Source organism: Actinomadura madurae (assembly GCF_047130825.1).
GTDB lineage: Bacteria > Actinomycetota > Actinomycetes > Streptosporangiales > Streptosporangiaceae > Spirillospora > Spirillospora madurae.
The window spans coordinates 941277-963091 of record NZ_CP083237.1 but is presented as its reverse complement, the minus strand read 5'-3'; the positions used below and the strand labels follow the sequence as shown (position 1 = coordinate 963091).

Annotated in this window: 21 protein-coding genes; 6 read left to right on the top strand and 15 right to left on the bottom strand. The window is 73.9% G+C overall.

What is annotated here, in order from left to right; all coding sequences use genetic code 11:
- Positions 1-957 carry an NAD-dependent epimerase/dehydratase family protein gene (locus K8Z49_RS04370; protein ID WP_152564144.1) on the top strand — a complete coding sequence of 319 codons (957 nt, stop codon included), beginning with the start codon at positions 1-3 and terminating at the stop codon, positions 955-957.
- On the opposite strand, the gene K8Z49_RS04365 is transcribed toward K8Z49_RS04370, so the two are convergent.
- The 5 genes from K8Z49_RS04365 to K8Z49_RS04345 all read right to left on the bottom strand — a co-directional run bounded on the left by K8Z49_RS04365 (position 958) and on the right by K8Z49_RS04345 (position 3927).
- Positions 958-1359, bottom strand: coding sequence for a DUF2267 domain-containing protein (locus K8Z49_RS04365; protein WP_021599440.1), 402 nt, complete (start codon positions 1357-1359; stop codon positions 958-960).
- 55 nt (positions 1360-1414) lie between these two features.
- A complete protein-coding gene (locus K8Z49_RS04360) occupies positions 1415-2308 on the bottom strand; it encodes a polysaccharide pyruvyl transferase family protein (RefSeq protein WP_412517644.1) in 894 nt (297 codons plus the stop codon).
- 216 nt (positions 2309-2524) lie between these two features.
- Complete coding sequence (gene crcB / locus K8Z49_RS04355; protein WP_412517643.1) at positions 2525-2887, bottom strand: fluoride efflux transporter CrcB; 363 nt, start codon at positions 2885-2887, stop codon at positions 2525-2527.
- Entirely contained in the window at positions 2884-3369 is a 486-nt protein-coding gene (locus K8Z49_RS04350) for a fluoride efflux transporter FluC (protein ID WP_412517642.1), read from the bottom strand. Before K8Z49_RS04350 ends, crcB begins: the two co-directional genes overlap by 4 nt.
- 126 nt (positions 3370-3495) lie before the next feature.
- Positions 3496-3927, bottom strand: coding sequence for an SRPBCC family protein (locus K8Z49_RS04345; protein WP_021599444.1), 432 nt, complete (start codon positions 3925-3927; stop codon positions 3496-3498).
- 167 nt (positions 3928-4094) lie between these two features.
- Here K8Z49_RS04345 and K8Z49_RS04340 point away from each other — a divergent pair, with 167 nt between their 5' ends.
- Entirely contained in the window at positions 4095-4883 is a 789-nt protein-coding gene (locus K8Z49_RS04340) for a SigB/SigF/SigG family RNA polymerase sigma factor (protein ID WP_021599445.1), read from the top strand.
- 47 nt (positions 4884-4930) lie between these two features.
- Here the strand turns inward: K8Z49_RS04340 and K8Z49_RS04335 are convergent, their stop codons facing one another.
- The 5 genes from K8Z49_RS04335 to K8Z49_RS04315 all read right to left on the bottom strand — a co-directional run bounded on the left by K8Z49_RS04335 (position 4931) and on the right by K8Z49_RS04315 (position 10846).
- A complete protein-coding gene (locus K8Z49_RS04335) occupies positions 4931-5821 on the bottom strand; it encodes a trypsin-like serine peptidase (RefSeq protein WP_412517641.1) in 891 nt (296 codons plus the stop codon).
- Positions 5821-7338, bottom strand: a complete 1518-nt coding sequence (gene glpK / locus K8Z49_RS04330) for a glycerol kinase GlpK (protein WP_024936622.1) — start codon at positions 7336-7338, stop codon at positions 5821-5823. Before glpK ends, K8Z49_RS04335 begins: the two co-directional genes overlap by 1 nt.
- A 36-nt stretch (positions 7339-7374) precedes the next feature.
- Positions 7375-8205, bottom strand: coding sequence for an MIP/aquaporin family protein (locus K8Z49_RS04325; RefSeq protein ID WP_111831556.1), 831 nt, complete (start codon positions 8203-8205; stop codon positions 7375-7377).
- Between the two features lie 191 nt (positions 8206-8396).
- On the bottom strand, positions 8397-10076 hold the full coding sequence (locus tag K8Z49_RS04320; RefSeq protein ID WP_111831555.1) for a thiamine pyrophosphate-binding protein: 1680 nt from the start codon (positions 10074-10076) through the stop codon (positions 8397-8399).
- Positions 10073-10846, bottom strand: coding sequence for a cyclase family protein (locus tag K8Z49_RS04315; protein ID WP_021599085.1), 774 nt, complete (start codon positions 10844-10846; stop codon positions 10073-10075). Before K8Z49_RS04315 ends, K8Z49_RS04320 begins: the two co-directional genes overlap by 4 nt.
- A gap of 219 nt (positions 10847-11065) precedes the next feature.
- Here K8Z49_RS04315 and K8Z49_RS04310 point away from each other — a divergent pair, with 219 nt between their 5' ends.
- Positions 11066-12187 carry a serine hydrolase domain-containing protein gene (locus K8Z49_RS04310; protein ID WP_412517640.1) on the top strand — a complete coding sequence of 374 codons (1122 nt, stop codon included), beginning with the start codon at positions 11066-11068 and terminating at the stop codon, positions 12185-12187.
- Between the two features lie 85 nt (positions 12188-12272).
- A complete protein-coding gene (locus K8Z49_RS04305) occupies positions 12273-13118 on the top strand; it encodes a siderophore-interacting protein (RefSeq protein ID WP_111831553.1) in 846 nt (281 codons plus the stop codon).
- A gap of 6 nt (positions 13119-13124) precedes the next feature.
- Here K8Z49_RS04305 and K8Z49_RS04300 read toward each other — a convergent pair whose 3' ends face one another.
- Together K8Z49_RS04300 and K8Z49_RS04295 are read right to left on the bottom strand one after the other, a co-directional pair.
- Positions 13125-14483 carry an ABC1 kinase family protein gene (locus K8Z49_RS04300; RefSeq protein ID WP_021599082.1) on the bottom strand — a complete coding sequence of 453 codons (1359 nt, stop codon included), beginning with the start codon at positions 14481-14483 and terminating at the stop codon, positions 13125-13127.
- A 91-nt stretch (positions 14484-14574) separates the two neighbouring features.
- The gene (locus K8Z49_RS04295) at positions 14575-15222 is read right to left on the bottom strand and encodes a QsdR family transcriptional regulator (protein WP_021599081.1); all 648 of its coding nucleotides are present in this window, start codon (positions 15220-15222) and stop codon (positions 14575-14577) included.
- Positions 15223-15314: 92 nt separating this feature from the next.
- Here K8Z49_RS04295 and K8Z49_RS04290 point away from each other — a divergent pair, with 92 nt between their 5' ends.
- A complete protein-coding gene (locus K8Z49_RS04290) occupies positions 15315-16148 on the top strand; it encodes a cyanophycinase (protein ID WP_021599080.1) in 834 nt (277 codons plus the stop codon).
- Positions 16149-16150: 2 nt separating this feature from the next.
- A complete protein-coding gene (gene cphA, locus K8Z49_RS04285; protein WP_075021770.1) occupies positions 16151-18790 on the top strand; it encodes a cyanophycin synthetase in 2640 nt (879 codons plus the stop codon).
- Here the strand turns inward: cphA and K8Z49_RS04280 are convergent.
- The 3 genes from K8Z49_RS04280 to K8Z49_RS04270 all read right to left on the bottom strand — a co-directional run bounded on the left by K8Z49_RS04280 (position 18747) and on the right by K8Z49_RS04270 (position 21797).
- On the bottom strand, positions 18747-19574 hold the full coding sequence (locus K8Z49_RS04280) for a phosphatase PAP2 family protein (RefSeq protein ID WP_250355310.1): 828 nt from the start codon (positions 19572-19574) through the stop codon (positions 18747-18749). The genes cphA and K8Z49_RS04280 overlap by 44 nt on opposite strands.
- A gap of 193 nt (positions 19575-19767) precedes the next feature.
- Entirely contained in the window at positions 19768-20925 is a 1158-nt protein-coding gene (locus tag K8Z49_RS04275) for a 4-hydroxybenzoate 3-monooxygenase (protein ID WP_075021769.1), read from the bottom strand.
- Positions 20926-20984: 59 nt separating this feature from the next.
- The gene (locus K8Z49_RS04270) at positions 20985-21797 is read right to left on the bottom strand and encodes an IclR family transcriptional regulator (protein ID WP_024935264.1); all 813 of its coding nucleotides are present in this window, start codon (positions 21795-21797) and stop codon (positions 20985-20987) included.
- Between the last annotated feature and the right edge of the window lie 18 nt (positions 21798-21815).

Here is a 21815-nt window from a genome sequence, read left to right as displayed (position 1 = left end):
ATGCGACATCCACGCGCCGTCGTCACCGGAGGATCCGGCTTCCTCGGCTCCCACCTGTGCGAGGCGCTGCTCGCCCGGGGCGTCTCGGTGGTGTGCCTGGACAACCTGCTGACCGGGACGTCGCGCAACATCGCGCACCTGGCCGGGCGGCGGGACTTCCGGTTCCTGCGGCGCGACCTCACCGAGCCGGTGACCGTCCCGGGCGAGGTCGGCTACGTGTTCCACCTGGCGTCGGCGGCCTCCCCGGCCGACTACCTGCGGTACCCGATCCAGACGCTGGAGGTCGGCAGCCGGGGCACCCGCAACGCGCTGGACCTCGCCGAGGCCAAGGGCGCCCGGTTCGTCCTCGCCTCCACCTCCGAGGTGTACGGGGACCCGCTGGTGCACCCGCAGCCCGAGTCGTACTGGGGCAACGTGAATCCCGTCGGGCCGCGCAGCGTGTACGACGAGGCCAAACGGTTCGGCGAGGCGCTGACGTCGGCGTTCCGGCACGCCCGCGGCCTCGACGCCGCGATCGTGCGGATCTTCAACAGCTACGGCCCGCGGATGCGCCCCGACGACGGCCGCGCCATCCCGACCTTCCTGCGGCAGGCGCTGACCGGCGAGGATCTCACCGTCACCGGGGACGGCTCGCAGACCCGCTCCATCTGCCACGTCGACGACACCGTCCGCGGCATCCTCGCGCTCGCCGCGTCCGGGCACCCGGGACCGGTCAACATCGGCAGCCCGTACGAGGTGTCCATGGCCGGGCTTGCGCGGCTGATCATCGAGCTGACCGGCTCGCCGTCCGGCATCCGCTTCGTGGACCGCCCGGAGGACGACCCGCGCGTCCGGCGGCCCGACACCTCGCTGGCCGAGGAGGTGCTGGGCTGGCGTCCGCGTCTCACGATCGAGGAGGGCCTGCGCGCCACGATCGAGTGGTTCACCCGGGAACTGCCCGTCGCCAAGCCCGCCTGATCAGTCGGAGCCTCCCGCGGGCAGCAGGTCGCGGATGTCGGGGGGAAGGGCGTGGCGCACCTTGGCGGTGATGGAGCCCTGGGTGGCGTCGTCCACCACCCCGAGGACGCTGCGCGCGAGGAACGCGGCCTTCGCCTCGTCGGTGCCCGCCCTGATCGCGACGCGCTCGATGAACCCGTGCCTGTCGAACCGCTCCCCGGAGCCCGCGCCGCCGTAGACCTCCGTGCGGCGGAGGTGCTCGCCGATCTCGTGCGGCAGCTGCGCGGCGAGGTTGTCGGCGAGCCCCTCCGGCACCCGCTCGCCGAGCGTCTCCAGCGTCGCGCGGGACGCCCGCTCGGCCTCGCCCCATCCCCCGAGCCGCGCCCGGTCCTGGACCTGTCCGATGAACTCTTCGTGCCGCATGTCGGACGCTCCTCTCTACGTGTGAAATGCAGAGGCTGCCCGAATCGTCCGGCGGCTAACGCGCGCCGAGGACGTCCAGCAGCTCGCCGATCACCGACCCGTCCGGCGGCAGCGCGGGGGCCCGCCCGGCCCCTTCGGCCGACAGGCACCAGTCCCACCAGCGGTCCAGCTCCCGCACGTCCAAGAGGCGCCCGTCCGGCGCCGGAGCGGGCACGGTCAGGACGGCGGGCCACGACCACGCCCGCGCTTGGGCCGCCACCTTGGCGCCGCCGGCGACCGGGTCGACGGCCAGCGCGGGGACACCGTTCTTCAGCGCGAGGACGAGGCCGTGCAGCCGCGTCGTGACCACCACGTCCAGCCGGCGCAGCACCGATTCGAGCTCGGCCGCCGTCGTGAACAGGCGCCAGTCGCGCGGATCCAGCCGGGTGTCCAGCGGGAGCCGCGCGCACCCGCGCGACGCGAGCCACTCCGTCAGCTCGCGCTCGACCTGCCCGTGGCGCCGGCGCCGCCCGTACTCGGACTGGCCGGGTGCGAGGACGACACCGGCCACGGGCACCGACGGCGTCGCGGGCAGCGCCGCGAGGTCGTGCCGCGGCGCCTCGACGGGGGTGTCCCGCGCGAGGACGGCGTCGAAGCCCGTGACCGCCGGGTCGCGCGGCTCGATCACCGACACGCCGACGGCGACCCGCGTGCACTGCGCGTAACGGCGGTGCAGGTCCTCGATCTGGCCGCCGTGCAGCGGACCGCAGGCGAACACCAGATGCGTGTAGGACGCCGGATCGGCGTGGTCGAGGTCGAGACCGCCCGGACGGAAGACCGGGCTCCACGCCAGGTCGCAGTCGACCCCCGCCCCGGCGAGCGCCGCCCGCACCGCCTCCATCGCCAGCACGTCGCCCGCCGTGGCCTCACCGTGCAGGAAGCTCGGCCATCCCGTCACCAGCACGCGCATCGCCCAGCCGCCTTCCGCCGTCTCCCCCGGCTGCTACCCGGTGGCGTCCGGCCCATGTGCCGCGCACGCCGGGACGGGAGGGCGCTCCCCGCACGGTGACAGTTGAGACACCTACCGGTTTACCGACCGGCGCGAAGGGGGAGAGTGACCTCGCGGCCCACTCGCGAGCTCGGAGCCATGTGCCCCCAGCTGCGAGCCTGGGCCGCACCAGGCGTTTCAGCCCGCGATCGACCGGGCGATCATCATTCCGCCGTAGGCGGCGGCGAGCCCCGCCGCGATGGAGGCCGCCGCGTTGAGGACGGCGTACGAGCGCGCCCCGTCCTCGGCGAGGCGCAGCGTCTCGTAGCCGAAGGTGGAGTACGTGCTCAGGGCGCCGCAGAAGCCCGTCCCGGCGAAGGCCAGCACGCCGTCGCCGGCCGGCAGGGCCGCGAGGAGGCCGAGCAGGAACGACCCCGCGACGTTGACGGTGAACGTCCCCCACGGGAACACCGAGTCGTGCCGGGCCTGGACGGCGCGGTCGGCCAGGTAGCGCAGCGGGGCTCCGAGCGCGGCGCCCAGCGCGACGAGCAGGACGGTCACGCGCCGCTCCCCGCCCCGATCGCCCGGCGTGCCGCCAAGCGGGTCAGGCGGACGCCCGCGAGGACGGCCGCGAGCGCGGCCAGGAGCGTCCCGGCGAGGTACGCCAGGCCCACCACCGGCGCGCCGGCGGTCACCGCGTCCTGGATGTCGACGACATAGGTCGAGAACGTGGTGAAGCCTCCGAGCACCCCGACACCGAAGAAGGGCCGCACCAGCGGGTGCGCCCGCCCCGTCTCGGTGACGAGCACCATCAGCGCCCCGATCAGGAGGCACCCCGACACGTTCACCCAGAGGACGACCCACGGGAAGCCGCCCGGCCGGTACGGGAACGCGTCGCTCAGCCCGAACCTTGCGAGCGCCCCCAGTACCCCGCCGGCGGAGATCGCCGCGAGCGTCCGCCAGGGCGCCTCGCGCACCTCGCGGCGCTGTGCGGGGTCATGAAGATCCACGTCGGGGTCGACGGGACGTCCGGGCACGGACACGGGCCCACTCCTACCAGTAGCGACGACATCACCGGTAGGGACCGTCGGCGGATCGCTCCGCGGTTCACCCGGTTCAGGCGCGGCGGGCCCCACCGCCGCCGTCCGGTCGCCCGGACCCCTCGCAGCCTACCCGCGGCCCGCCGCGTACCGGGACTCGATGAACCTCTTGAAGCGCTGCAGGTCCCCCTTCACCCGCCGGCCGAGGGGACCGGGCCCGTCGCCGGTCCGCCCGGCGAAGCCCGCCGGGTCGATCTCCAGCTGGACGGTGACGCGGGTGGTCGTCTCGTCCAGGCGGCGGAAGGTCACCACGCCGGCGTGCGTCGGGCCGTCCAGGGAGGTCCAGGCGACGCGCCCGTCGGGCAGCAGCTCGGTGATCCGGGCGGTGAACTCGCGCGTCACGCCGGCGATCCGGACGGTCCAGCGCAGCGTGCCGTCGGCGAGCCGCCTGATCTCCTCGACGTCCTTCATGAACTGCGGGAACGTCTCGAAGCGCGTCCACTGGTCGTAGGCGGCGCGGATCGGCACGGTGACGTTGACCGACTCGCTGATCGTGCTCACGGCCCACCTCCTGCCCCTTCCCGACGGGTACCCGTGCAGGCCCCGTTCATCCGGCGTCCCAGGTGGAGCGGGCCGTCCGTGTGAGGCGCCGATCGTCGGGTAGGGCGACCGCACCGAGCGATCGCCCCTTACACTCGCCCGCCTCCTCCGTTCAGGAAGGCATCCGCATGACGTCGGCGCAGTCCGCCCACCGGTTCGACGACGGACAGACAGAGCTCCTCCTCGCGGAGATGAACCGGCTCCCGGAGGACGATCCCCGGCGGGAACGCCTGCGGGAGCGCATCGTCGGCCTCCACGGGCCCCTGATCCGCGGGGTGGCGCGCCGGTACGCCAACCGCGGGGAGCCCCTGGACGATCTCCAGCAGGTCGCCTATCTGGGCCTGGTCAAGGCCATCAACCGATTCGACCCGGAAATCGGGGACCGGTTCGTCACCTACGCCTACCCCGTCGTGACCGGTGAGGTGAAACGGCACTTCCGCGACAAGACGTGGGGCATCCGCGTGACGCGCCGCATCCAGGAGCTGCGGCCGGTCCTGCAGCGCACGGTCCAGGAGTTCACCCGCGAGCACGGCCGGTCCCCGACGACCGCCGAGATCTCCGGCCGCATGGACATCACCGAGGAGGAGACCACCGAGGTCCTCATCGCCTGCGACGCCTACCGGCCGCTGTCCCTGGAGGCGCCGGCCGACGGGTCGCAGAGCGGCGACAACGGCACCGTCGGCGAGTACCTCGGATCGGACGACCCGGCCCTCGCCGCCTTCATCGACGGCCACGCCCTCCGCCCCCTGATCGACGAGCTGCCCGAGCGGGAGCGGACGATCCTGCTCCTGCGGTTCTTCGGCAACAAGACCCAGACGCAGATCGCCGACCAGATCGGCCTGTCCCAGATGCACGTCTCGCGGCTGCTCCGCGCCACCCTGGACCGGCTCCGCACGGGCCTGCTGGCGGAGTCGTGACCTCGTCGGCCGGCGGAACGGCTCCTCTCTCCGGCACCGCCCGCCCGTCAGGGCCGGGGTAGGGCGCACCCGCCTCCCAGGACGACGTCGTTGCCGGCGCCGAGGCAGCGGGCGAGCAGGTACGTCTGCTGGCCGTAGTGCGAGCCGTGCCGGACGGTGACGGCGCCGTCGCGGTCGACCTCGCACGGGTTGTTGAACGTGCAGCGCCCGCCGTCGTCGTTGCCGGTGTTGTTGACGCCGACGACGTGGCGGGTCCGGACGTCGATGACCGGCGACCCGGACGTCCCGTGGATCGTCCGGCACCGCGGCGTGTAGCGGATGGAGTCCTTCCACGTCCAGCCGGCCTCGCGCAGCCGGTACACGGTCGCGTCGATCGCGCAGCCGTAGATCGTCCGCCAGTAGCCGGACACGACGCGGATCGGCGTGCCGTCGGCCGGCCTGGCCGTCGACAGGCGCAGCGCGGGAATCCCGTACCGCCGCCGGATCGCGGCGTAGGTGGTGTCCAGCCGGTAGACGGTCACGTCGGTGTCGGTCATGGTGGCGTACTCGATCTTCGTCGCCCGGAGTGAGCCGAGGGTCCGCCCGCCGGAGGGGTCGAGGAGCGTGAACGTCCGCGACGACCTCCGGTCCACCACGACCTCGCCGGCCTTCGGCATCCCCGACTCCAGGCAGTGGCCGTTGGTCAGCACCAGCGCGGCGTCGGTGTCCCGCGAGCGCGGCCCGCGGACGAGGGAGCCCGAGCAGTTGCTGAGCGCGACGATCCCGGTGAAGTCGACGTCCGCCCGGTGCGTGCCGGGCGCCTCCGGCGGGGCGGGCGCGGGCGCGGCCTCGGCGGCGGCCGCCGCGGTGCCCGTGCCCGCCAGCGTCCCGGCGGCGAGCACGGCCGCGGCCCCCCGTACGAGAACATCGAGGCGCCCGAGCCTCCGGATCCCTCCCATCAGTCGACGTCCACCCAGCCGTAGGTGCGCTCGACGGCCTTCTTCCAGCCCGCGTAGCCGTGCTGCCGCTGCTCCTCACTCCATGTGGGTTCCCAGCGTTTGTCCTCGTTCCAGTTCTGGCGGAGCTCGTCGGTGTTGTTCCAGAATCCGACGGCGAGGCCGGCGGCGTAGGCGGCGCCGAGCGCGGTGGTCTCGGCGACGACGGGCCGCGACACCGGGACGGCCAGGATGTCGGCCTGCATCTGCATGCACAGCTCGTTGGCGGTCACGCCGCCGTCGACCTTGAGGACGTCCAGGGAAACGCCGGAGTCCTCCCGCATCGCCTCGACGACGTCGCGGGACTGGTAGCAGATCGACTCCAGGGTGGCGCGGGCCAGGTGCGCGTTGGTGTTGAACCGCGACAGCCCGACGATCGCCCCGCGCGCGTCCGACCGCCAGTACGGGGCGAACAGCCCCGAGAACGCCGGGACGAAGTACACTCCCCCGTTGTCGTCCACCTGACGCGCGAGGGACTCGCTCTGCGCCGCGCCGGAGATGATGCCCAGCTGGTCGCGCAGCCACTGCACGGCCGACCCGGTCACCGCGATCGACCCCTCCAGCGCGTACACGGGAGCGTTGTCCCCGAACTTGTAGCAGACGGTGGTGAGCATCCCCGCCTTGGACCGGACCAGTTCCTCACCGGTGTTGAGCAGCAGGAAGTTGCCGGTGCCGTAGGTGTTCTTGGCCTCGCCCGGCGCGAAGCACACCTGCCCCACCGTCGCGGCCTGCTGGTCGCCGAGGATGCCGGTCAGCGGGACCTCGCCGCCGAGCGGGCCGTCCGCGCGGGTGACCCCGTAGGCGTCCGGTGCCGAGGACGGCTTGATCTCCGGCAGCATCGACCGCGGGATGCCGAAGAACGACAGCAGCTCGTCGTCCCAGCCCAGCGTCTCCAGGTCCATGAGCATCGTGCGGCTGGCGTTGGTCGGGTCGGTGACGTGCACGCCGCCGTCCGTCCCGCCGGTCAGGTTCCACAGCACCCAGGTGTCGATGTTGCCGAACACCGCGTCGCCGTTCTCGGCGGCCTCGCGGACCCCCTCGACGTTCTCCAGGATCCACTGGATCTTGCCGCCGGAGAAGTACGTGGCCGGCGGCAGTCCCGCGCGGTACCGGATCGTGTCGCCCTTCTCGTCGCGTTCGAGGGCGGAGGCGATGCGGTCGGTGCGGGTGTCCTGCCAGACGATCGCGTTGTAGTACGGGCGCCCGGTGCGCCGGTTCCACACCACGGTCGTCTCGCGCTGGTTGGTGATGCCGAACGCCGCCAGATCGCTGTGGCTCAGGTTCGCCCTGTTCAGCGTCGACTGGATGACGGCGCGGGTGCGCTCCCAGATCTCGGTCGGGTTGTGCTCGACCCAGCCGGCCTGCGGCAGGATCTGCTCGTGCTCGAGCTGGTGCCGGGCGACCTCGTTGCCGCCGTGGTCGAAGATCATGAAACGGGTGCTGGTCGTGCCCTGGTCGAGCGCTCCGACGAAGTCGGGCATGGTCTCTCCCTTTCTGCTGGAGGGGACGGGACCCCGTCAGGAAACGTCGTACTCCGGCTCCGGCTTCGCCCCGCCGGGGCCCTCCTCCTCTTCGGGGATGAGCCGGCCGACGAGCAGGAGGTACAGCCCCGCGCCGAGCACGCCGCCGATGAGCGGGGCGACGATCGGCACCCAGAAGTAGAAGTCCCCGTACTGGTCGCGCCACGCGCCGCCGTACCCGGTGAGGTACTGGGCCAGCCGGGGGCCGAGGTCACGGGCGGGGTTGATCGCGTAGCCGGCGTTGGTGCCCCACGCCATCCCGATCGCCACGACGACCAGCCCGATGATGAACGGGCCGAGGTTGGCCAGCGGAGGCGCGTTGCGCAGGTCGGTGAGGGCGAGCACCAGGAACAGCAGGATCGCGGTGCCGATGATCTGGTCGCGGAACGCGCCCCAGGTGTGGATCGGCAGCGCGCCGTTGCCGGGCAGCGTGGAGAACACGAACTGCGACTTGATCGTCAGGCCCGGGTCGAACTTGTGCAGGACCTCGGTGTAGTTCCACCGGACGATCAGCGCCGCGACGAACGCCCCGAGGAACTGGGCGAACCAGAACGGGATGACCTTGCGCCAGGGGAAGCCCTTGAACACCGCGAGGGCCAGGGTCACGGCCGGGTTGATGTGGCCGCCGCTGATCCGGGCGGAGACGTAGACGCCCAGCGTCACGCCCAGACCCCAGGCCCAGGAGATGCTGTCGTGGTCGCCCAGCGCGGGGCCACCGGCGACGACCTGCGCGACGACGCCCACGCCGAACAGGATCAGGATCATCGTGCCGGCGAACTCCGCGGACATCTCCACGGCGAGCTGGGGAACTCTCGGCCGTCGGGTCATGTCTCCTCCTCCTGCCCGTGTGACGTGAGACACAGCCGCCGTGAACGTACGTACGCCCGGCAGGACGGGTCAACGGATTCCTGACGACGATGCGGACACCCTGAGCCGCCCATCACACCCCCTGGAAGATCATCGTGAGAGGGATCGTTCCCAGTGAGCGCGCAACTACACAGTGTCATCGCAGGTCGGCGCTAGTGGCCGCGGAACGCCTCCGCCAGCCACCAGGCCGGGCGCCCCCGGGTGACCTTGGCGTCCACGAGCATGGGACGGTCCCGCGGGCCGGCGAGCCAGTCCGCCACCGCGGCGAGGTCGGCCGGGCGCCGGACGGTCGCGGCCGCGCAGCCGAACCCGCGGCCGATGGCGGCCAGGTCCGCGGGCGGGAACGTGACGGTGTCCAGCGGATGCCCGGCGGGCCCGAAGTGGTGCACCTCGGCCCCGTAGGCCTCGTCGTCGTAGACGAGCACGAGCATTCCCAGCCCCAGCCGGACGGCGGTCTCCAGCTCCGCGACGGACATCAGCGCGCCGCCGTCCCCGAGCGCGGCGACCGTGAGGCGGTCGGGGCGGGCCACCGCGGCGCCGATCGCGGTGGCGAGGCCGAGCCCGACCGACTGGAACGCCTGGGTGAACACGAGGCCGTCGCCGTCCGGGACGTCCAGGAACATCGCGGGATACCCCATGAAGTTGCCGGAGTCGACGGCGACCGTGCGCTCGCGGGGCAGCATGCGGTCGAGCGCGATCGTCAGGGTCCGCGGGTCGATGCGCGGGCCGTCCCCGTCCTTGGCCTCGGGATGCTCCTCGTACGGGACGTCCTGCCAGCGGCCCTCCCGGGCGAGCCGCTCGGCGACCTCGGGCGTCCGGTAGCCGGTGGCGCGGTGGCCGCGCGCCGCCAGCTCCGCGGTCACGGCCAGCGCGGTCTCGGCGGCGTCGCCGATCAGCCCGAGGTCGACGGGGCGGTGCGCGCCGAGGGCACGGGCGTCCACGTCGACCTGCACGACCTTCGTCCGCCGGCCGATGAGGGCGCCGTGCCGCGTCGTCCACATGGTCAGCGAGCAGCCCCAGCCGACGACCAGGTCGGCGCCGCGGATCAGCTCCGCGGCGGCCGGGGTGGCGAACCCCCCGCTGACGTCCAGGGCGAACGGGTCGCCGGTGAACAGGCCGCGCGCGACCGCGGATGTCGCGGGCAGCGCGCCGCAGCGCGCGGCGAGCTCGGCGAGGGCGTCCCGGGCGCCCGACAGCCGCGCGCCCCGGCCGGCGATGAACACCGGCCGGCGCGCCGCCTGCAGCGCGTCGGCGAGGCTCGCGATCGCGGCGGGCGGCGGGACCGGCAGCGGCGGCACCTGCCTCCCCCGGCTCCGCGCGGACGGGGGCGGCGCGTCGTCCGGGAGGTCGGCGCCCTGGACGTCCAGCGGCAGCCCCAGCAGGACGGTGCGGCGCTCGGCGACCGCCGTCCGGCAGGCCCGCGCCACGTCCGCCAGCGCGGTCTGCGGCGAGTGGACCCGCTCGGGGACGGCCCCGACCGCCGCGGCGATCGCCGCCTGGTCGACCCGGAAGTTGGAGCGGACCGCCGCGGCGGCCACCTCGCCCGCGACGACCAGCAGCGGCGTGCGGCTCTTGGCGGCCTCCGCGATGCCGGTGACCGCGTTGGTGAGGCCGGGCCCCTGGTGGACGGTCACGACGCCGAGGCCGCCGCTCACCCGCGCGTACGCGTCGGCCATCGTCGCCGCGCCGGCCTCGTGCCGGGCCGCGACGAACCGGGCGCCGCTCGCGACGAGGGCGTTGGTCACGTGGAAGTTCCCGCTGCCGACGACCCCGAAGACGGTGCCGGCGCCGAGCCGCGCGAGGGCCTCCCCCACGGCCTGCGCGACGTTCATCGCTCGATCAGCGCGAGCACGCGGGCCGGGCTGCCCGAGCCGCCGACGATGGGCAGCGGCGATGCCACCAGCACGGTGCCGCGGGCCGGCAGCCGTTCGAGGTTCTGCAGCTGGGTGAGGCCGTACTTGCCGGCGCCGAGGAAGTAGGAGTGGCACGGGAAGGGCGGGTCGAACGCGTGGGCGCCGCCCGCGTCGGTGCCGACGGTCTCCGTTCCGAGCCCGAGGACGGGGGTCTCCTCGGCGAGCCACCGGGCGCACTCCGCCGAGATCCCCGGCGTGTGCGGGCCGTTCTCGTCGGCGTTGAGGAAGGACTCCTGGTCGCCGGAGCGCGCGTCCCAGCCCGTCCGGTAGAGCAACCAGCCGCCGTCCGGGAGCGGGCCGTTCGCCTTCTCCCAGTCGCGGACGTGGTCGATCTCCAGCAGGAAGTCGGGGTCGGCGGCGGCGTGCGCGGAGGCGTCCAGCACCACGGCGGGGGCGACGAGGCGGCCCGGCGGCACCTGCGAGACGTCCTCGCCGTCGCGGCCGGTCGCCCAGTGCACCGGCGCGTCGAAGTGGGTGCCGACGTGCTCGCCGGTCTCGATGTCGTTCCAGTACCAGGCGGGGCCGCGGTCGTCGTACCGGCTGATCTCCTTCAGCCTGAACGGGACGGTGTTGGCGAACGGCTCCGGCAGCCGCAGGATCGGCGTCCGTTCCGACAGGGGGGCGGTCAGGTCGACGATCTCCACCGAGCCGTCGGCGACGGCGGTGAGCAACTGGGCGAGCACGGACATCGTTCCTCCGGGCGGCACGAGCGGCTGAGGGGGCGCGCGGGGCTCCACGAACGTATCGCAGATGGCCCTGTTCGGAGGGTCACCCGACGCAGGCTCCCGGGTGTTCACCGAAACCCACGTCCGGCTCCGCTTTTCGTGTGATCACGCCATGGACGCAGCGTCGCGGCGCGCTCACCATCGGGGGCGGAACCCCGGCCGATCATGCCCCACGGAGGTCCGATGCGCCGCAGGCCCTGGACGCTCGCGCTCGCCGCAGCCGCCGTCACCGCCGCCCTCACCGCTCCCCCGGCCCACGCCGCTCCCCCCGCTCCCCCCGCCCCGCCCGCGCCGCCGCCCGCCTCCGTCACCGAGCGCCCGGCCGGCTTCGACCCCCTGGTCCCCTCGTCCGACCCCGTCGAGCTGCGCGAGGCGTACCGGCCCCTCTCGGTCACCTACACCTACGAGGGCCGCGAGCACACGCTCGACGACTACCTGGCGCGGACGGGCACGCAGGGCTTCGTCGTCCTCGACGGAAACGACATCGTCTTCGAGCGCTACGTCACCACGAACCGCGACACCCTGTTCCAGTCGTGGTCGATGGCCAAGTCGTTCACGTCGGCGGCCGTCGGCATCGCGCTAGGCGAGGGCTTCATCGACTCGATCGACGACCCGGTCACCCGGTACCTCCCGGAGCTGAAGGGGTCCGGCTACGACGGCGTCTCGCTGCGGGACCTGCTGCGGATGTCGTCGGGCATCGCCTGGGAGGAGACCTCCGACGTCCCGTTCGTGCACGTGGCGGCGAGCCTCGGGTACCCGCTGCCCGAGCTGGCCAGGCGGCAGAAGCGCGGCTGGGAGCCGGGGACGCGGTTCGAGTACACGAGCATGAACTCGTTCGTCCTCTCCTGGGTCGTGACCGAGGCGACCGGGGTCCCGTACCACGCCTACGTCCAGAAGAAGATCTGGGGACCGGCGGGTATGGCGTCCAAGGCGTACCTGGGCAACGACTCCAACGGCAACAGCATGGGGTACTGCTGCTACTACGCCACCGACCGCGACTTCGCGCGGTTCGGCCTGCTGTACCTGAACGGCGGGAAGGCGAACGGGCGGCAGGTCGTCCCCGCCTCCTGGGTGGCGCTGTCGACGCGCCCGTCGGCGCCCTTCAACCAGGGATACGGGCTGCAGTGGTGGCTCGGCAAGGACGGCGGCTTCTCCGCCAACGGCCTCGGCGGCCAGCACATCTGGGTCTCCCCCCGGTACGGCGTCGTCATCGTGAAGTCGACCCTCGCGACCCTCCTCGGCGCGGAGGAGACCGACGCCGCGTTCGAGGCGCTCGCCGCCGAGGTCGCCCGCACCCGCGGATGAACCCCGCCCGCCCCAGGAGGAACATTCCGGGCGGATCACAGGTTAGGGTGACCTAAGTACTGTGATCTGGATCATCGGAGGATGCATGGCGACGGAACCGGCACGCAGGGGACGCAGGCTCCACCGGGGGACGGTGCTGCGCACCGAGCGCCTCACCCCGCACATGATCCGCGTGGTCCTCGGCGGCGAGGGGCTCGCGGAGTTCGGTGCCGGCGAGTTCACCGACCACTACGTGAAGCTGCTCTTCCGCCGTCCCGGCGTCGAGTATCCGGAGCCGTTCGACGTGGAGCGGATCCGCGCGGAGCTGCCGCGCGAGCAGTGGCCGGTCACGCGGACCTACACCGTCCGCGCGTGGGACCCCGCGTCCGCCGAGCTGACGATCGACTTCGTCCACCACGGCGACAAGGGCATCGCCGGCCCGTGGGCGGCGGCCGCCCGGCCGGGCGAGGACCTCTTCTTCAACGGCCCCGGCGGCGCCTACGCCCCGAGCCCGGAGGCGGACTGGCACCTGTTCGCCGGTGATGAGAGCGCCCTGCCGGCCATCGCCGCCTCCCTCGAACGCGTCCCGGAGCACGCCCCCGTCCGCGCCTTCGTCGAGGTCGCCGGCCCGGAGGAGGAGCAGGAGCTGCCCACGCCCGGCGCCGCGGAGATCGTCTGGCTGCACCGGGGCGGCGGCCAGGTCGGCGACCTGCTGGCCGAGGCCGTCCAGAAGCTGGACTTCCCGGACGGCGAGGTGCACGCCTTCGTGCACGGCGAGGCGAACTTCGTCAAGACGCTGCGCCGCCACCTGCGCGTCGAGCGAGGCCTGCCCATGGACCGCCTCTCGATCTCCGGCTACTGGCGCCGCGGCCGCGACGAGGACGGCTGGCAGGCCGGCAAGCGCGACTTCAACCGCCAAATGGACCAGGAAGAAGCCGAAGCCCTCACCTGAAAGGGGCTAGGCGGTGGCTTCGGTGCGGTCGTCCAGGTCGGGGCCGTCGTCGTCGGCGAAGCCGGGGAGCCAGCGTTCCACCTCGGCGCGGAAGGGGCCCTCGGCCTCCAGCTGGCAGAGGACGCCGCCGCAGCCGGACAGGGCGCGGCTGACGGCGAGGTACTGCGGCGGCAGCCGGAACTGGCGGGCGAGGGCGTTCGGGCGCATGTCGGAGGCGATCCCGATGCCGCGGGCGGTCTGCTCGCGGAGCCACTCGCGCGAGTAGCGGAAGCGCTCCACGGCGAACGGGGCGGCGTGCGGGCCGATCAGGTCGGCGACCTCCTCGGGGTCCACGTCGGCGTCCGGCACGAGGAAGCCCTCCTCGCGGAGCGCGTCGACGATCTCGGCGGGGTCGCCGAGGGTCCCGATGCGGGTGAGCCGGCCGATCGACCACTGGAGCTCGGCCGGGACGCGGGCGGCGCCGCCGAAGTCCATGACGCCGAGGCGGCCGTCGTCCAGCAGCCGGAAGTTCCCCGGATGCGGGTCGATGTGGATCATCTCGCAGCGGGCCGGGCCGGACAGCAGGAAGCGGAACAGCAGCAGGCCGGCGCGGTCGCGGCGGTCCTGGTCGCCCTCGGCGATGACCTTCGCCAGCGGGGTGCCGTCCAGCCACTCGGTGACCAGCACGTTGCCCGACTGGGCGACGACGGCGGGGACGACGAAGTCGGGGTCGCCGTCGTAGGCGTCGTGGAACGCGGTCTGGGCGCGGGCCTCGTCGACGTAGTCCAGCTCCTTCTCCAGCCGCCGCTTGAGGTCGGCGACGACCGGCTTGACCTCGACGCCCGGGAACAGCGGGGTGAACAGCCTGCTGAGGCGGGAGATCTGGTTGAAGTCGCTCATCAGCGCCTGGGCGGCGCCGGGGTACTGGACCTTGACCGCGACCGTCCGGCCGTCGTGCCAGACGGCCTTGTGGACCTGGCCGATGGACGCCGCCGCGGCGGGCCGGTCGTCGAACTCGGCGAACTTCTCGCGCCAGTCCTCGCCGAGGCCCTCGGCGAGGACCTGGTGGGTGGTGGACGCCGGCATCGGGGGCGCCGCCTCCTGCAGGCGGGTCAGGCTGGCGCGGAACGGCCCGGCGATCTCCTCGGGCAGCCCGGCCTCGAAGATCGACAGCAGCTGCCCGACCTTCATGGCGCCGCCCTTCAGCTCGCCGAGCACGGCGAACAGCTGCTCGGCGGTGCGGCGCTGCACCTCCAGCGCGACGGCCTCGGCGGGCCGCCCGAACGTCCGCTTCCCGAACCCGAGGGCGGTGCGCCCGGCGAACCCGAGCGGCAGGGTCGCCAGCTTGGCGGTGCGCGTCACCGCGCGGCGGGGGATGTCACTCACGGCCCGGCCGTCCTCTTTTCGACGATGCGTCCAATGAATACAGCCTCTCACGGAGGCGATCACCGGGAAACGGCCCGCCCCCGTCAAGGATTCAGCGTTCGGAGGCGCCCGGGGATTCCCGGCACCCGGACGTGCCGCACGGGCGCAGCAGCAGCTCGACGACCTCCAGCGCCTGGTCGATCTCCGGCCGGTTCCCGCCCAGGTAGTGCGCGTACATGAACGAGTCGGCGACCCGGACGATCGCCTGGGCGATCGTCCGGGTCGGCAGCCGGACGCGCAGCTCCCCGCGGTCGATCTCCGCCTGCAGCTCCTTGGTCAGCAGCTCGGTGGCGCGGTCCTCGATGGTGCCCGGCATGGTGGCCAGCCGGATGAACAGCCGCGGCTCGCGCTCGGTGAACGCCTTCAGGGGCTCGGCCTCCACCACCGCGCGCATGAACCGGTCGAGGAGGGCGAGGATCCGCCCGGCGCCGGAGCCGCCGACGCCCCGCGCGGCGACCCGGTAGGTGCGCTCGGTCATCTCGCCGAGGACGGCCCCGAGGAGCTGCTCCCGGCTCCCGACCCACCGGTAGAGGGTGGCCCGCCCGACGCCCAGCTCGGCGGCCAGCGCCGACATGTCGATCGGCTCGCCGCGCAGGTAGTGGGCGGAGGCGGCGGCGAGCGCGGCCGCGGGCCCGGCCGGGCGGCCGGACGGCGCGGACGGCGGCCGGACGTGGTCGCCCGGAGCTGCGAGGCCGCTCATCCGCACAGCATGTCACAGGCGGGGCGGCGGCCGATCCGATGACATGTCGCGATCGGACGACTACCAGGGGTGAACGGGGGTAATGGGCAGGTGTGAACGAGAAACAGGGGGGCGCCGGACGCAAGGGCCGGCTGCTGATCATCGGCGGGGCCGAGAACCGGACGTGCGGCGCCGGTCCGCTGGAGACGTTCGCCGAGCTGGCGGGCGGCGAGGACGCGCGGATCGTCGTCATCACGACGGCGACCGAGGTGCCCGAGGAGGTCGCCGAGGAGTACACCGCCGTGTTCGGGCGGCTCGGCGTGTCCTCCGTCCGGGAGCTGCGGCTGCTGGGCCGGGCCGCCGCCGACGCGGCGGCCACGCTGCGGGCGCTGGAGACGGCGACCGGGGTGCTGTTCAGCGGCGGCGACCAGTCCCGGATCCGCACCCTGGTCGGCTCGCGGACCAACGACCTGCTCAAGCGGCGGCTAGACCAGGAGGGCCTGGTGATCGCCGGGACGAGCGCGGGCGCCACCGCGATGGGCCACTGGATGATCCTCGGCGGCAACGGCCACGAGGTCGCCGCCTCCAGCGTGAAGGTCGGGCCGGGGCTCGGCCTGCTCGACAACGTGCTGATCGACATGCACTTCAACGAGCGCGGCCGGCTGCCGAGGCTGATGAGCGGGATCGCGCTGGACACCCGGCTGCTCGGCGTCGGCATCGACGAGGACACCGCGATCGTCGTCGGCGACGGCCAGTTCGCCGTCGTCGGGACGGGCGTGGTGACGGTCGTGGACGCCGGGCAGTCGACGGTCGCCTACGCCGCCTCCGACGACGAGCCGATGGCGATGTTCGACGTGTCGCTGCACCTGCTGCCCGCCGGCTGCGTGTTCCAGATGAACGACAAGCTCCCGGCGATCGGCGCCATGCGCGGCCCGGAGGAGGGGTAGCGGTGCGCCTCGACCACGTCCGCCGCCTGGGCGGCCCGAACGTCTACCTCCCCCGCCCGGTCGCGATCGCGCGGCTGGACCTGCAGGGCCTGACCGGTCACGAGACCACCGACCACCCCGGGTTCGCCGAGCGGCTCGTGGACGCGCTGCCGGGCCTGTCCGGGCACCACTGCTCGGCCGGCCGCCCCGGCGGGCTGCTGGACGCGATGGCGCGCGGCACCTACTTCGGCCACGTCACCGAGCACGTCACGCTGGAGCTGTCCGGGCTGATCGGCCGCGAGGTGTACTTCGGCCGCACCGTGCGCGCGGGCGGGCCGGGCGACTACGAGGTGATCCTGGAGTGCCCGGACGACGAGCCGGCGGGAAGCCCGGTGGTGGAGCGGCTGATCGCCCTCGCGATCCGGCTCGTGAACGGGGCGCTCGCCGGGCTCGTGCCCGACCCGTCCGGCGAGCTGGCGCGGGTCGCCGCCGTCCACGAGGAGGAGCGGCTCGGGGTGAGCACCGCGGCGCTGGCGCGGGCGGCGCGCGAGCGCGGGGTGCCGGTGCGCCGGGTCGGCGACCTCAACCTGCTGCGGCTGGGGTACGGGCGGTACCGGCGGATGGTGTGGGCGGCGATGACCGACGCCACGTCGGCCATCGGCATGGAGGTCGCGGGCGACAAGCGGCTCGCGCACCGGGTGCTCGCCGACGCCGGCGTCCCCGTGCCGGAGGGGCGCGTCGCGGCGTCGCCGGCCGAGGCGCTGGAGGCGCTGCGGGCGATCGGCGGGCCGGTGGTCGTCAAGCCGCTGGCCGGGCACCAGGGCGAGGGCGTCCACATCGAGCTGGCCACGCCGCCGGAGGTGGTCGCCGCGTTCGCGTCCGCGGCCGGGGACGCCGGCGAGGTCCTCGTGGAGTCCTACATCCCCGGCAGGGACTACCGGGTGCTGGTGGCCGGCGGGCGGATCGCGGCGGCGGCCGAGCTGACGGCGGCGTGCGTGACCGGCGACGGGTCGAGCACGGTGGCGGCGCTGGTGGAGCGGGTCAACGCCGACCCGGCGCGCGGCGAGGGGCACGGCCGGCCGCTGACGCGGCTCGTCCTCGGCCCGGCCGAGCTGGCGACGGCGGCGCGGCAGGGCCACGGCCCCGGGTCGGTGCCCGCGGCCGGGGAGCGGGTGTGGCTGCGGCGCAACGCGAACCTGTCCACCGGCGGCACGAGCCGGGACGTGACCGGGGAGGTGCACCCCGAGGTCGCCGCGATGTGCGTGCGGGCCGCGGCGGCCGTCGGCATGGACGTGTGCGGCATCGACCTGCGGCTGCCCGACATCGCCTCGCCGCCGCCCGCCGAGCCCGGCGCCGCCGGCGTGCTGGAGGTCAACGCGGCGCCGGGCCTGCGGATGCACCTGGCGCCGCACGAGGGAGCGGGACGGGACGTCGCCGGCGACATCGTCGACCTGATGTACCCGCCGGGGACGCCGTCGCGGGTGCCGGTCGTGTCGGTGACCGGCACCAACGGCAAGACCACGACCGTCCGGATGATCGCCTACATGCTGGAGCTGGACGGGCGGCGGACCGGCATGACCGGCACCGAGGGCGTGTACGTGGGCGGGCGGCTCGTGCACGCCGCGGACGCGTCCGGGCCGCGCTCGGCCGAGATGGTGCTGGGCGACCGGTCGGTGGAGGCGGCGGTGCTGGAGACCGCGCGGGGCGGGATCGTGCGCCGCGGCCTCGGCTACGACCGCGCCGACGTCGCGGTCGTCACCAACATCACCCGCGACCATCTCGGCATGGACGGCACCGAGTCGCTGGACGACCTGGTCGACATCAAGGCCCTGGTCGCCGAGGAGATCCGGCGCGGCGGCCACGTCGTCCTCAACGCCGCGGACGAGGCGGCGGCCGGCCTGGCCCGGCGGCCCGCGGTGCTGCGGCGCGACCCGGTGCTCCGGTTCTTCGCGCCGGCGGCGGACGCGCCCGTCCTCGCCGACCACGTCCGCGCCGGAGGCACCGGCTACCACGTGGCGGACGGCTGGCTGACCGAGGCCCGCGGCGACCGCGCGACCCGGATCCTGCCGGCGCACGAGGTGGCGGGTTCCTCCGGCGGGCGCGCGGACCACGTGATCGCCAACGCGCTCGCCGCGTCCGCCGCGGCCCGCGCCCTCGGCGTCCCCGTCGAGGTGGTGGCGCGGGCGCTGCGCTCGTTCGACCCGCACACGCGCAATCCGGGCCGGGGCTGCGTCTACCAGGTGGGCGACAACCCCGTCCTGGTCGACTACGCGCACAACCCGGCGGCGGTGGCGGCGGTGGGCGCGTTCGTCCAGCGGCGCTGGGGGGCCGCGGGCGTCGCCGCGGTGACGCTGCCGGGCGACCGGTCCGACGAGCTGGTCGGCGAGACCGCGCGTGCGCTGGCGGGGACGTTCGGCCGCGTCGTCGTCTACGAGGACGAGGACCTGCGGGGCCGCCGCTCGGGCGAGATGACCCGGCTGATCGTCCAGGGGCTCCGGGAGCGGCGCCCGGACGTGCGCCACCACCCGGCGGGCGATCTGAAGGGCGCGCTGACGTCGGCGCTGGACATGGCGGGGCCGGGCGAGCCGGTCCTGCTGCTGTACGAGAAGCTGGAGCCGGTCACCGAGCTGCTGGAGACGCTGGGCGCGGAGCCGGCCGGCTAGTGCCGGGCGGGGCGTCCGGCGCCGGCGGGCGCAGCAGCAGGACGGTGACGGCCAGCAGCATCAGCACGACGACGCCGTCCATCCAGTAGTGGTTGGCGGTGGCGACCACCACCGCGAAGGTGGTCACCGGGTGCAGGAGCCACAGCCATCGCCACCGCGTGCGGGACGTGAGGACGAGCCCGACGGCGATGACGGCGGCCCAGCCGATGTGCAGGGACGGCATGGCGGCGTACTGGTTGGAGACCGTGTCCGTCTCGGGCGCCCCGTACACGGCGGGGCCGAAGCGGGCGGCGGTGTCGATGAGCCCCGTGGCGGGCATCATCCGCGGCGGCGCCAGCGGGACGAGCAGATGCAGGACGAGCGCCACGGCCGTGAGCGCCACGATGACCCGCCGCACCCACCGGTAGTGGACGGGCCGGCGCAGGTAGATCCAGAGCAGGAACAGCCCCGTCGCCGGGAAGTGGACGTAGGCGTAGTAGGAGTTGGCCGCGTGCACGAGGAACTCGCTGTGCAGCAGGCCGTGCTGGACACCGGTCTCGCCCGGAAGGCCGAGGACGCGTTCGAGGCGCCACACCCGGTGGGCGTTGTCGAAGGCCTCGGTGACGCGCCCGTTGGCCAGCAGCCGCCCGAGCTTGTAGGCGCCGAACAGCACGATGATCAGCAGCAGCTCGCGGACGGGCCGCGGCCGCCCGCCGGGACGGATCCCGGACGCCCCGGGGCGCGCGGGTCGGCGCAGCCGGGTCAGCGCGCCGGGGGCCCTGCGCGGCTGGTCGAGGAGGCTCACTGCGTGTCCTTCGCGGATCGGCGTCGTCGGGGAGATGCCGAAGCCTCTCACCTTCCACGCCCACGTTCGAAACGACGCGTGACACGCCAACGATAGATCAAGTTTGCTTGGTCGGCAAAAATGCAGAAGCTGCCAAATTACGTGACGTGCATCTCACCGGAAGGCGGCACGAAACCGGGCGCGAGCGTCCTTCCTAGGTGATCGGAAGACCCACGTAGTTCTCGGCCAGCGAGGTCTTGGCCGCCTCCGAGGACACCACGTAGTCGAGGTGGGAGCGCTGGAGCCGCCGCTCGAAGTCGCTCGCGGCGGGGTCGGTGTGCAGCAGCGTGGTCATCCAGTACGAGAAGTGCTCGGCCCGCCAGACCCGCCGCAGGCACGCGGCGGAGTAGCCGTCCAGCAGCGTCTCCGACCCCGTGGCGTACCGCTCGGCGAACGCCCGCGCGAGGACGATCACGTCGGACACCGCGAGGTTCAGTCCCTTGGCCCCCGTCGGCGGCACGATGTGGGCGGCGTCCCCGGCCAGGAACAGCCGGTCGTGGCGCATCGGCTCGGCCACGAAGCTGCGCATCGGCGTGACCGCCTTGTCGGTGATCGGGCCCTCGTGCAGCTTCCAGCCGTCGTCGGTGGCGAACCGCGCCGCCAGCTCGTCCCAGATCCGGGCGTCGGGCCAGGCGGCGAGGTCCTCGTCCGGCGCCACCTGGAGGTACAGGCGGCTGACGTGCGGCGAGCGGAGGCTGTGCAGCGCGAACCCGCGGTCGTGGTGGGCGTAGATCAGCTCCTCGGTGGACGGGGCGACGTCGGCGAGGATGCCGAGCCAGGCGAACGGGTAGTCGCGGGTGAACGTCCGCAGCCCCGGCACCGCCGGGCGGCTCACGCCGTGGAAGCCGTCGCAGCCCGCGATGTAGTCGCAGTCGAGAGTGTGCGTCGCACCGCCGCTCCGGAACGTCACGCTGGGCGCGGACGCGTCCAGGTGCAGGGCCTCCGCCTCGAACCGCACGTCGCCGCCGTCCGCCAGCCGCCGGGCGACCAGGTCCTTGACGATCTCGGTCTGCGCGTACACGGTGACCGTCCGGCCGGTCAGGTCGGTCAGCGGGATCCGGTGCCCCGCGCCGCCGAACCGCAGTTCGAGCCCGTGGTGGACGAGGCCCTCGCGGTCGAGCCGCTCCCCCGCCCCGCTCTCCCGCAGGACGTCGGTCGTGCCCTGCTCCAGCATCCCGGCCCGCTGCCGGTGCTCCACGTAGCCGCGGTCCCGGCTCTCCAGCACCACCGAGTCGATCCCCTGGAGACGCAGCAGATGGGAGAGCAGCAGCCCCGCGGGGCCGGCCCCGATGATCGCCACCTGTGTACGCATCGATCCTCCTCGTGGTCCGCGCAGCTCACCCGCCGATGCTCGCGCCCGTCGCGGCCGCTTCAGGCGCCGGTCTTCCGCTCGGCGGAAAACATGTCGGGATGGCCGTGCCAGTGCGCCGCCACGTCCCGCGACAGCGCCCGCGCCGCCGTGGCCAGCGGCGGCAGCAGCCGCCGCAGGTCGGCGCCGCGGGAGCCCGCCACCAGCGACATCGCCGCCACCACCTCGCCCGCCCCGTCCCGCACCGGGGCGCCCACGGACGACGCGCCGAGCGTCATCTCGTCCCGGGTCAGGGAGTACCCGGCGCGGCGGACCCGCTCGATGCAGCGCCGCAGCTCCGCGGGGTCGGTGATGGTGCGCACCGCGTACCGGGGCAGTTCCCCGTCCAGCACCTTCTCCCGCACCTCGGGCGGCGCGTACGCCAGCAGCACCTTGCCCACGCCGGTGGTGTGCAGCGGCAGCATGGCGCCGACCTGCGTGACGACCGGCACCGACCGCGTGCCGCGCAGCCGCTCGACGATGAGCACGCGGTCCTCGCGGAGCACGCCGAGCTGGACGTTGTCGTGCGTGGCCTCGTACAGGTCCTCCATGTGCGGGAGTGCCAGCTCGCGCAGCCCGGTGACGGCGGGGGCCTGGCTGCCGATGCGCCACAGCCGGGTGCCGATGCGGTACGTCCCGTCCGGGACCCGCTCCAGGAACCCGCCCGCGACCAGCTCGCCGACGAGCCGGTGCCCGGTCGCCAGCGGCAGCCCCGCCCGCCGGCAGATCTCGCTCAGGTTGAGGCGGACGCCGCCCTGCGCGAAGGCGTTCAGGATCGCCATCACCTTGCCGGCCACGCTGACCGGCCGCGCCCGCTCCGCCCTGTGACCTGTCACGTGGCCCCTCCGCCCGGG

Bases quoted from the DNA above. Each gene is read 5' to 3' on its own strand.
- K8Z49_RS04370 (WP_152564144.1), top strand. From the start codon at position 1: ATGCGACATCCACGCGCCGTCGTCACCGGAGGATCCGGCTTCCTCGGC.
- K8Z49_RS04365 (WP_021599440.1), bottom strand. From the start codon at position 1,359: ATGCGGCACGAAGAGTTCATCGGACAGGTCCAGGACCGGGCGCGGCTC.
- K8Z49_RS04360 (WP_412517644.1), bottom strand. From the start codon at position 2,308: ATGCGCGTGCTGGTGACGGGATGGCCGAGCTTCCTGCACGGTGAGGCC.
- K8Z49_RS04340 (WP_021599445.1), top strand. From the start codon at position 4,095: ATGACGTCGGCGCAGTCCGCCCACCGGTTCGACGACGGACAGACAGAG.
- K8Z49_RS04335 (WP_412517641.1), bottom strand. From the start codon at position 5,821: ATGGGAGGGATCCGGAGGCTCGGGCGCCTCGATGTTCTCGTACGGGGG.
- glpK (WP_024936622.1), bottom strand. From the start codon at position 7,338: ATGCCCGACTTCGTCGGAGCGCTCGACCAGGGCACGACCAGCACCCGT.
- K8Z49_RS04325 (WP_111831556.1), bottom strand. From the start codon at position 8,205: ATGACCCGACGGCCGAGAGTTCCCCAGCTCGCCGTGGAGATGTCCGCG.
- K8Z49_RS04320 (WP_111831555.1), bottom strand. From the start codon at position 10,076: ATGAACGTCGCGCAGGCCGTGGGGGAGGCCCTCGCGCGGCTCGGCGCC.
- K8Z49_RS04315 (WP_021599085.1), bottom strand. From the start codon at position 10,846: ATGTCCGTGCTCGCCCAGTTGCTCACCGCCGTCGCCGACGGCTCGGTG.
- K8Z49_RS04310 (WP_412517640.1), top strand. From the start codon at position 11,066: ATGCGCCGCAGGCCCTGGACGCTCGCGCTCGCCGCAGCCGCCGTCACC.
- K8Z49_RS04305 (WP_111831553.1), top strand. From the start codon at position 12,273: ATGGCGACGGAACCGGCACGCAGGGGACGCAGGCTCCACCGGGGGACG.
- K8Z49_RS04295 (WP_021599081.1), bottom strand. From the start codon at position 15,222: ATGAGCGGCCTCGCAGCTCCGGGCGACCACGTCCGGCCGCCGTCCGCG.
- K8Z49_RS04275 (WP_075021769.1), bottom strand. From the start codon at position 20,925: ATGCGTACACAGGTGGCGATCATCGGGGCCGGCCCCGCGGGGCTGCTG.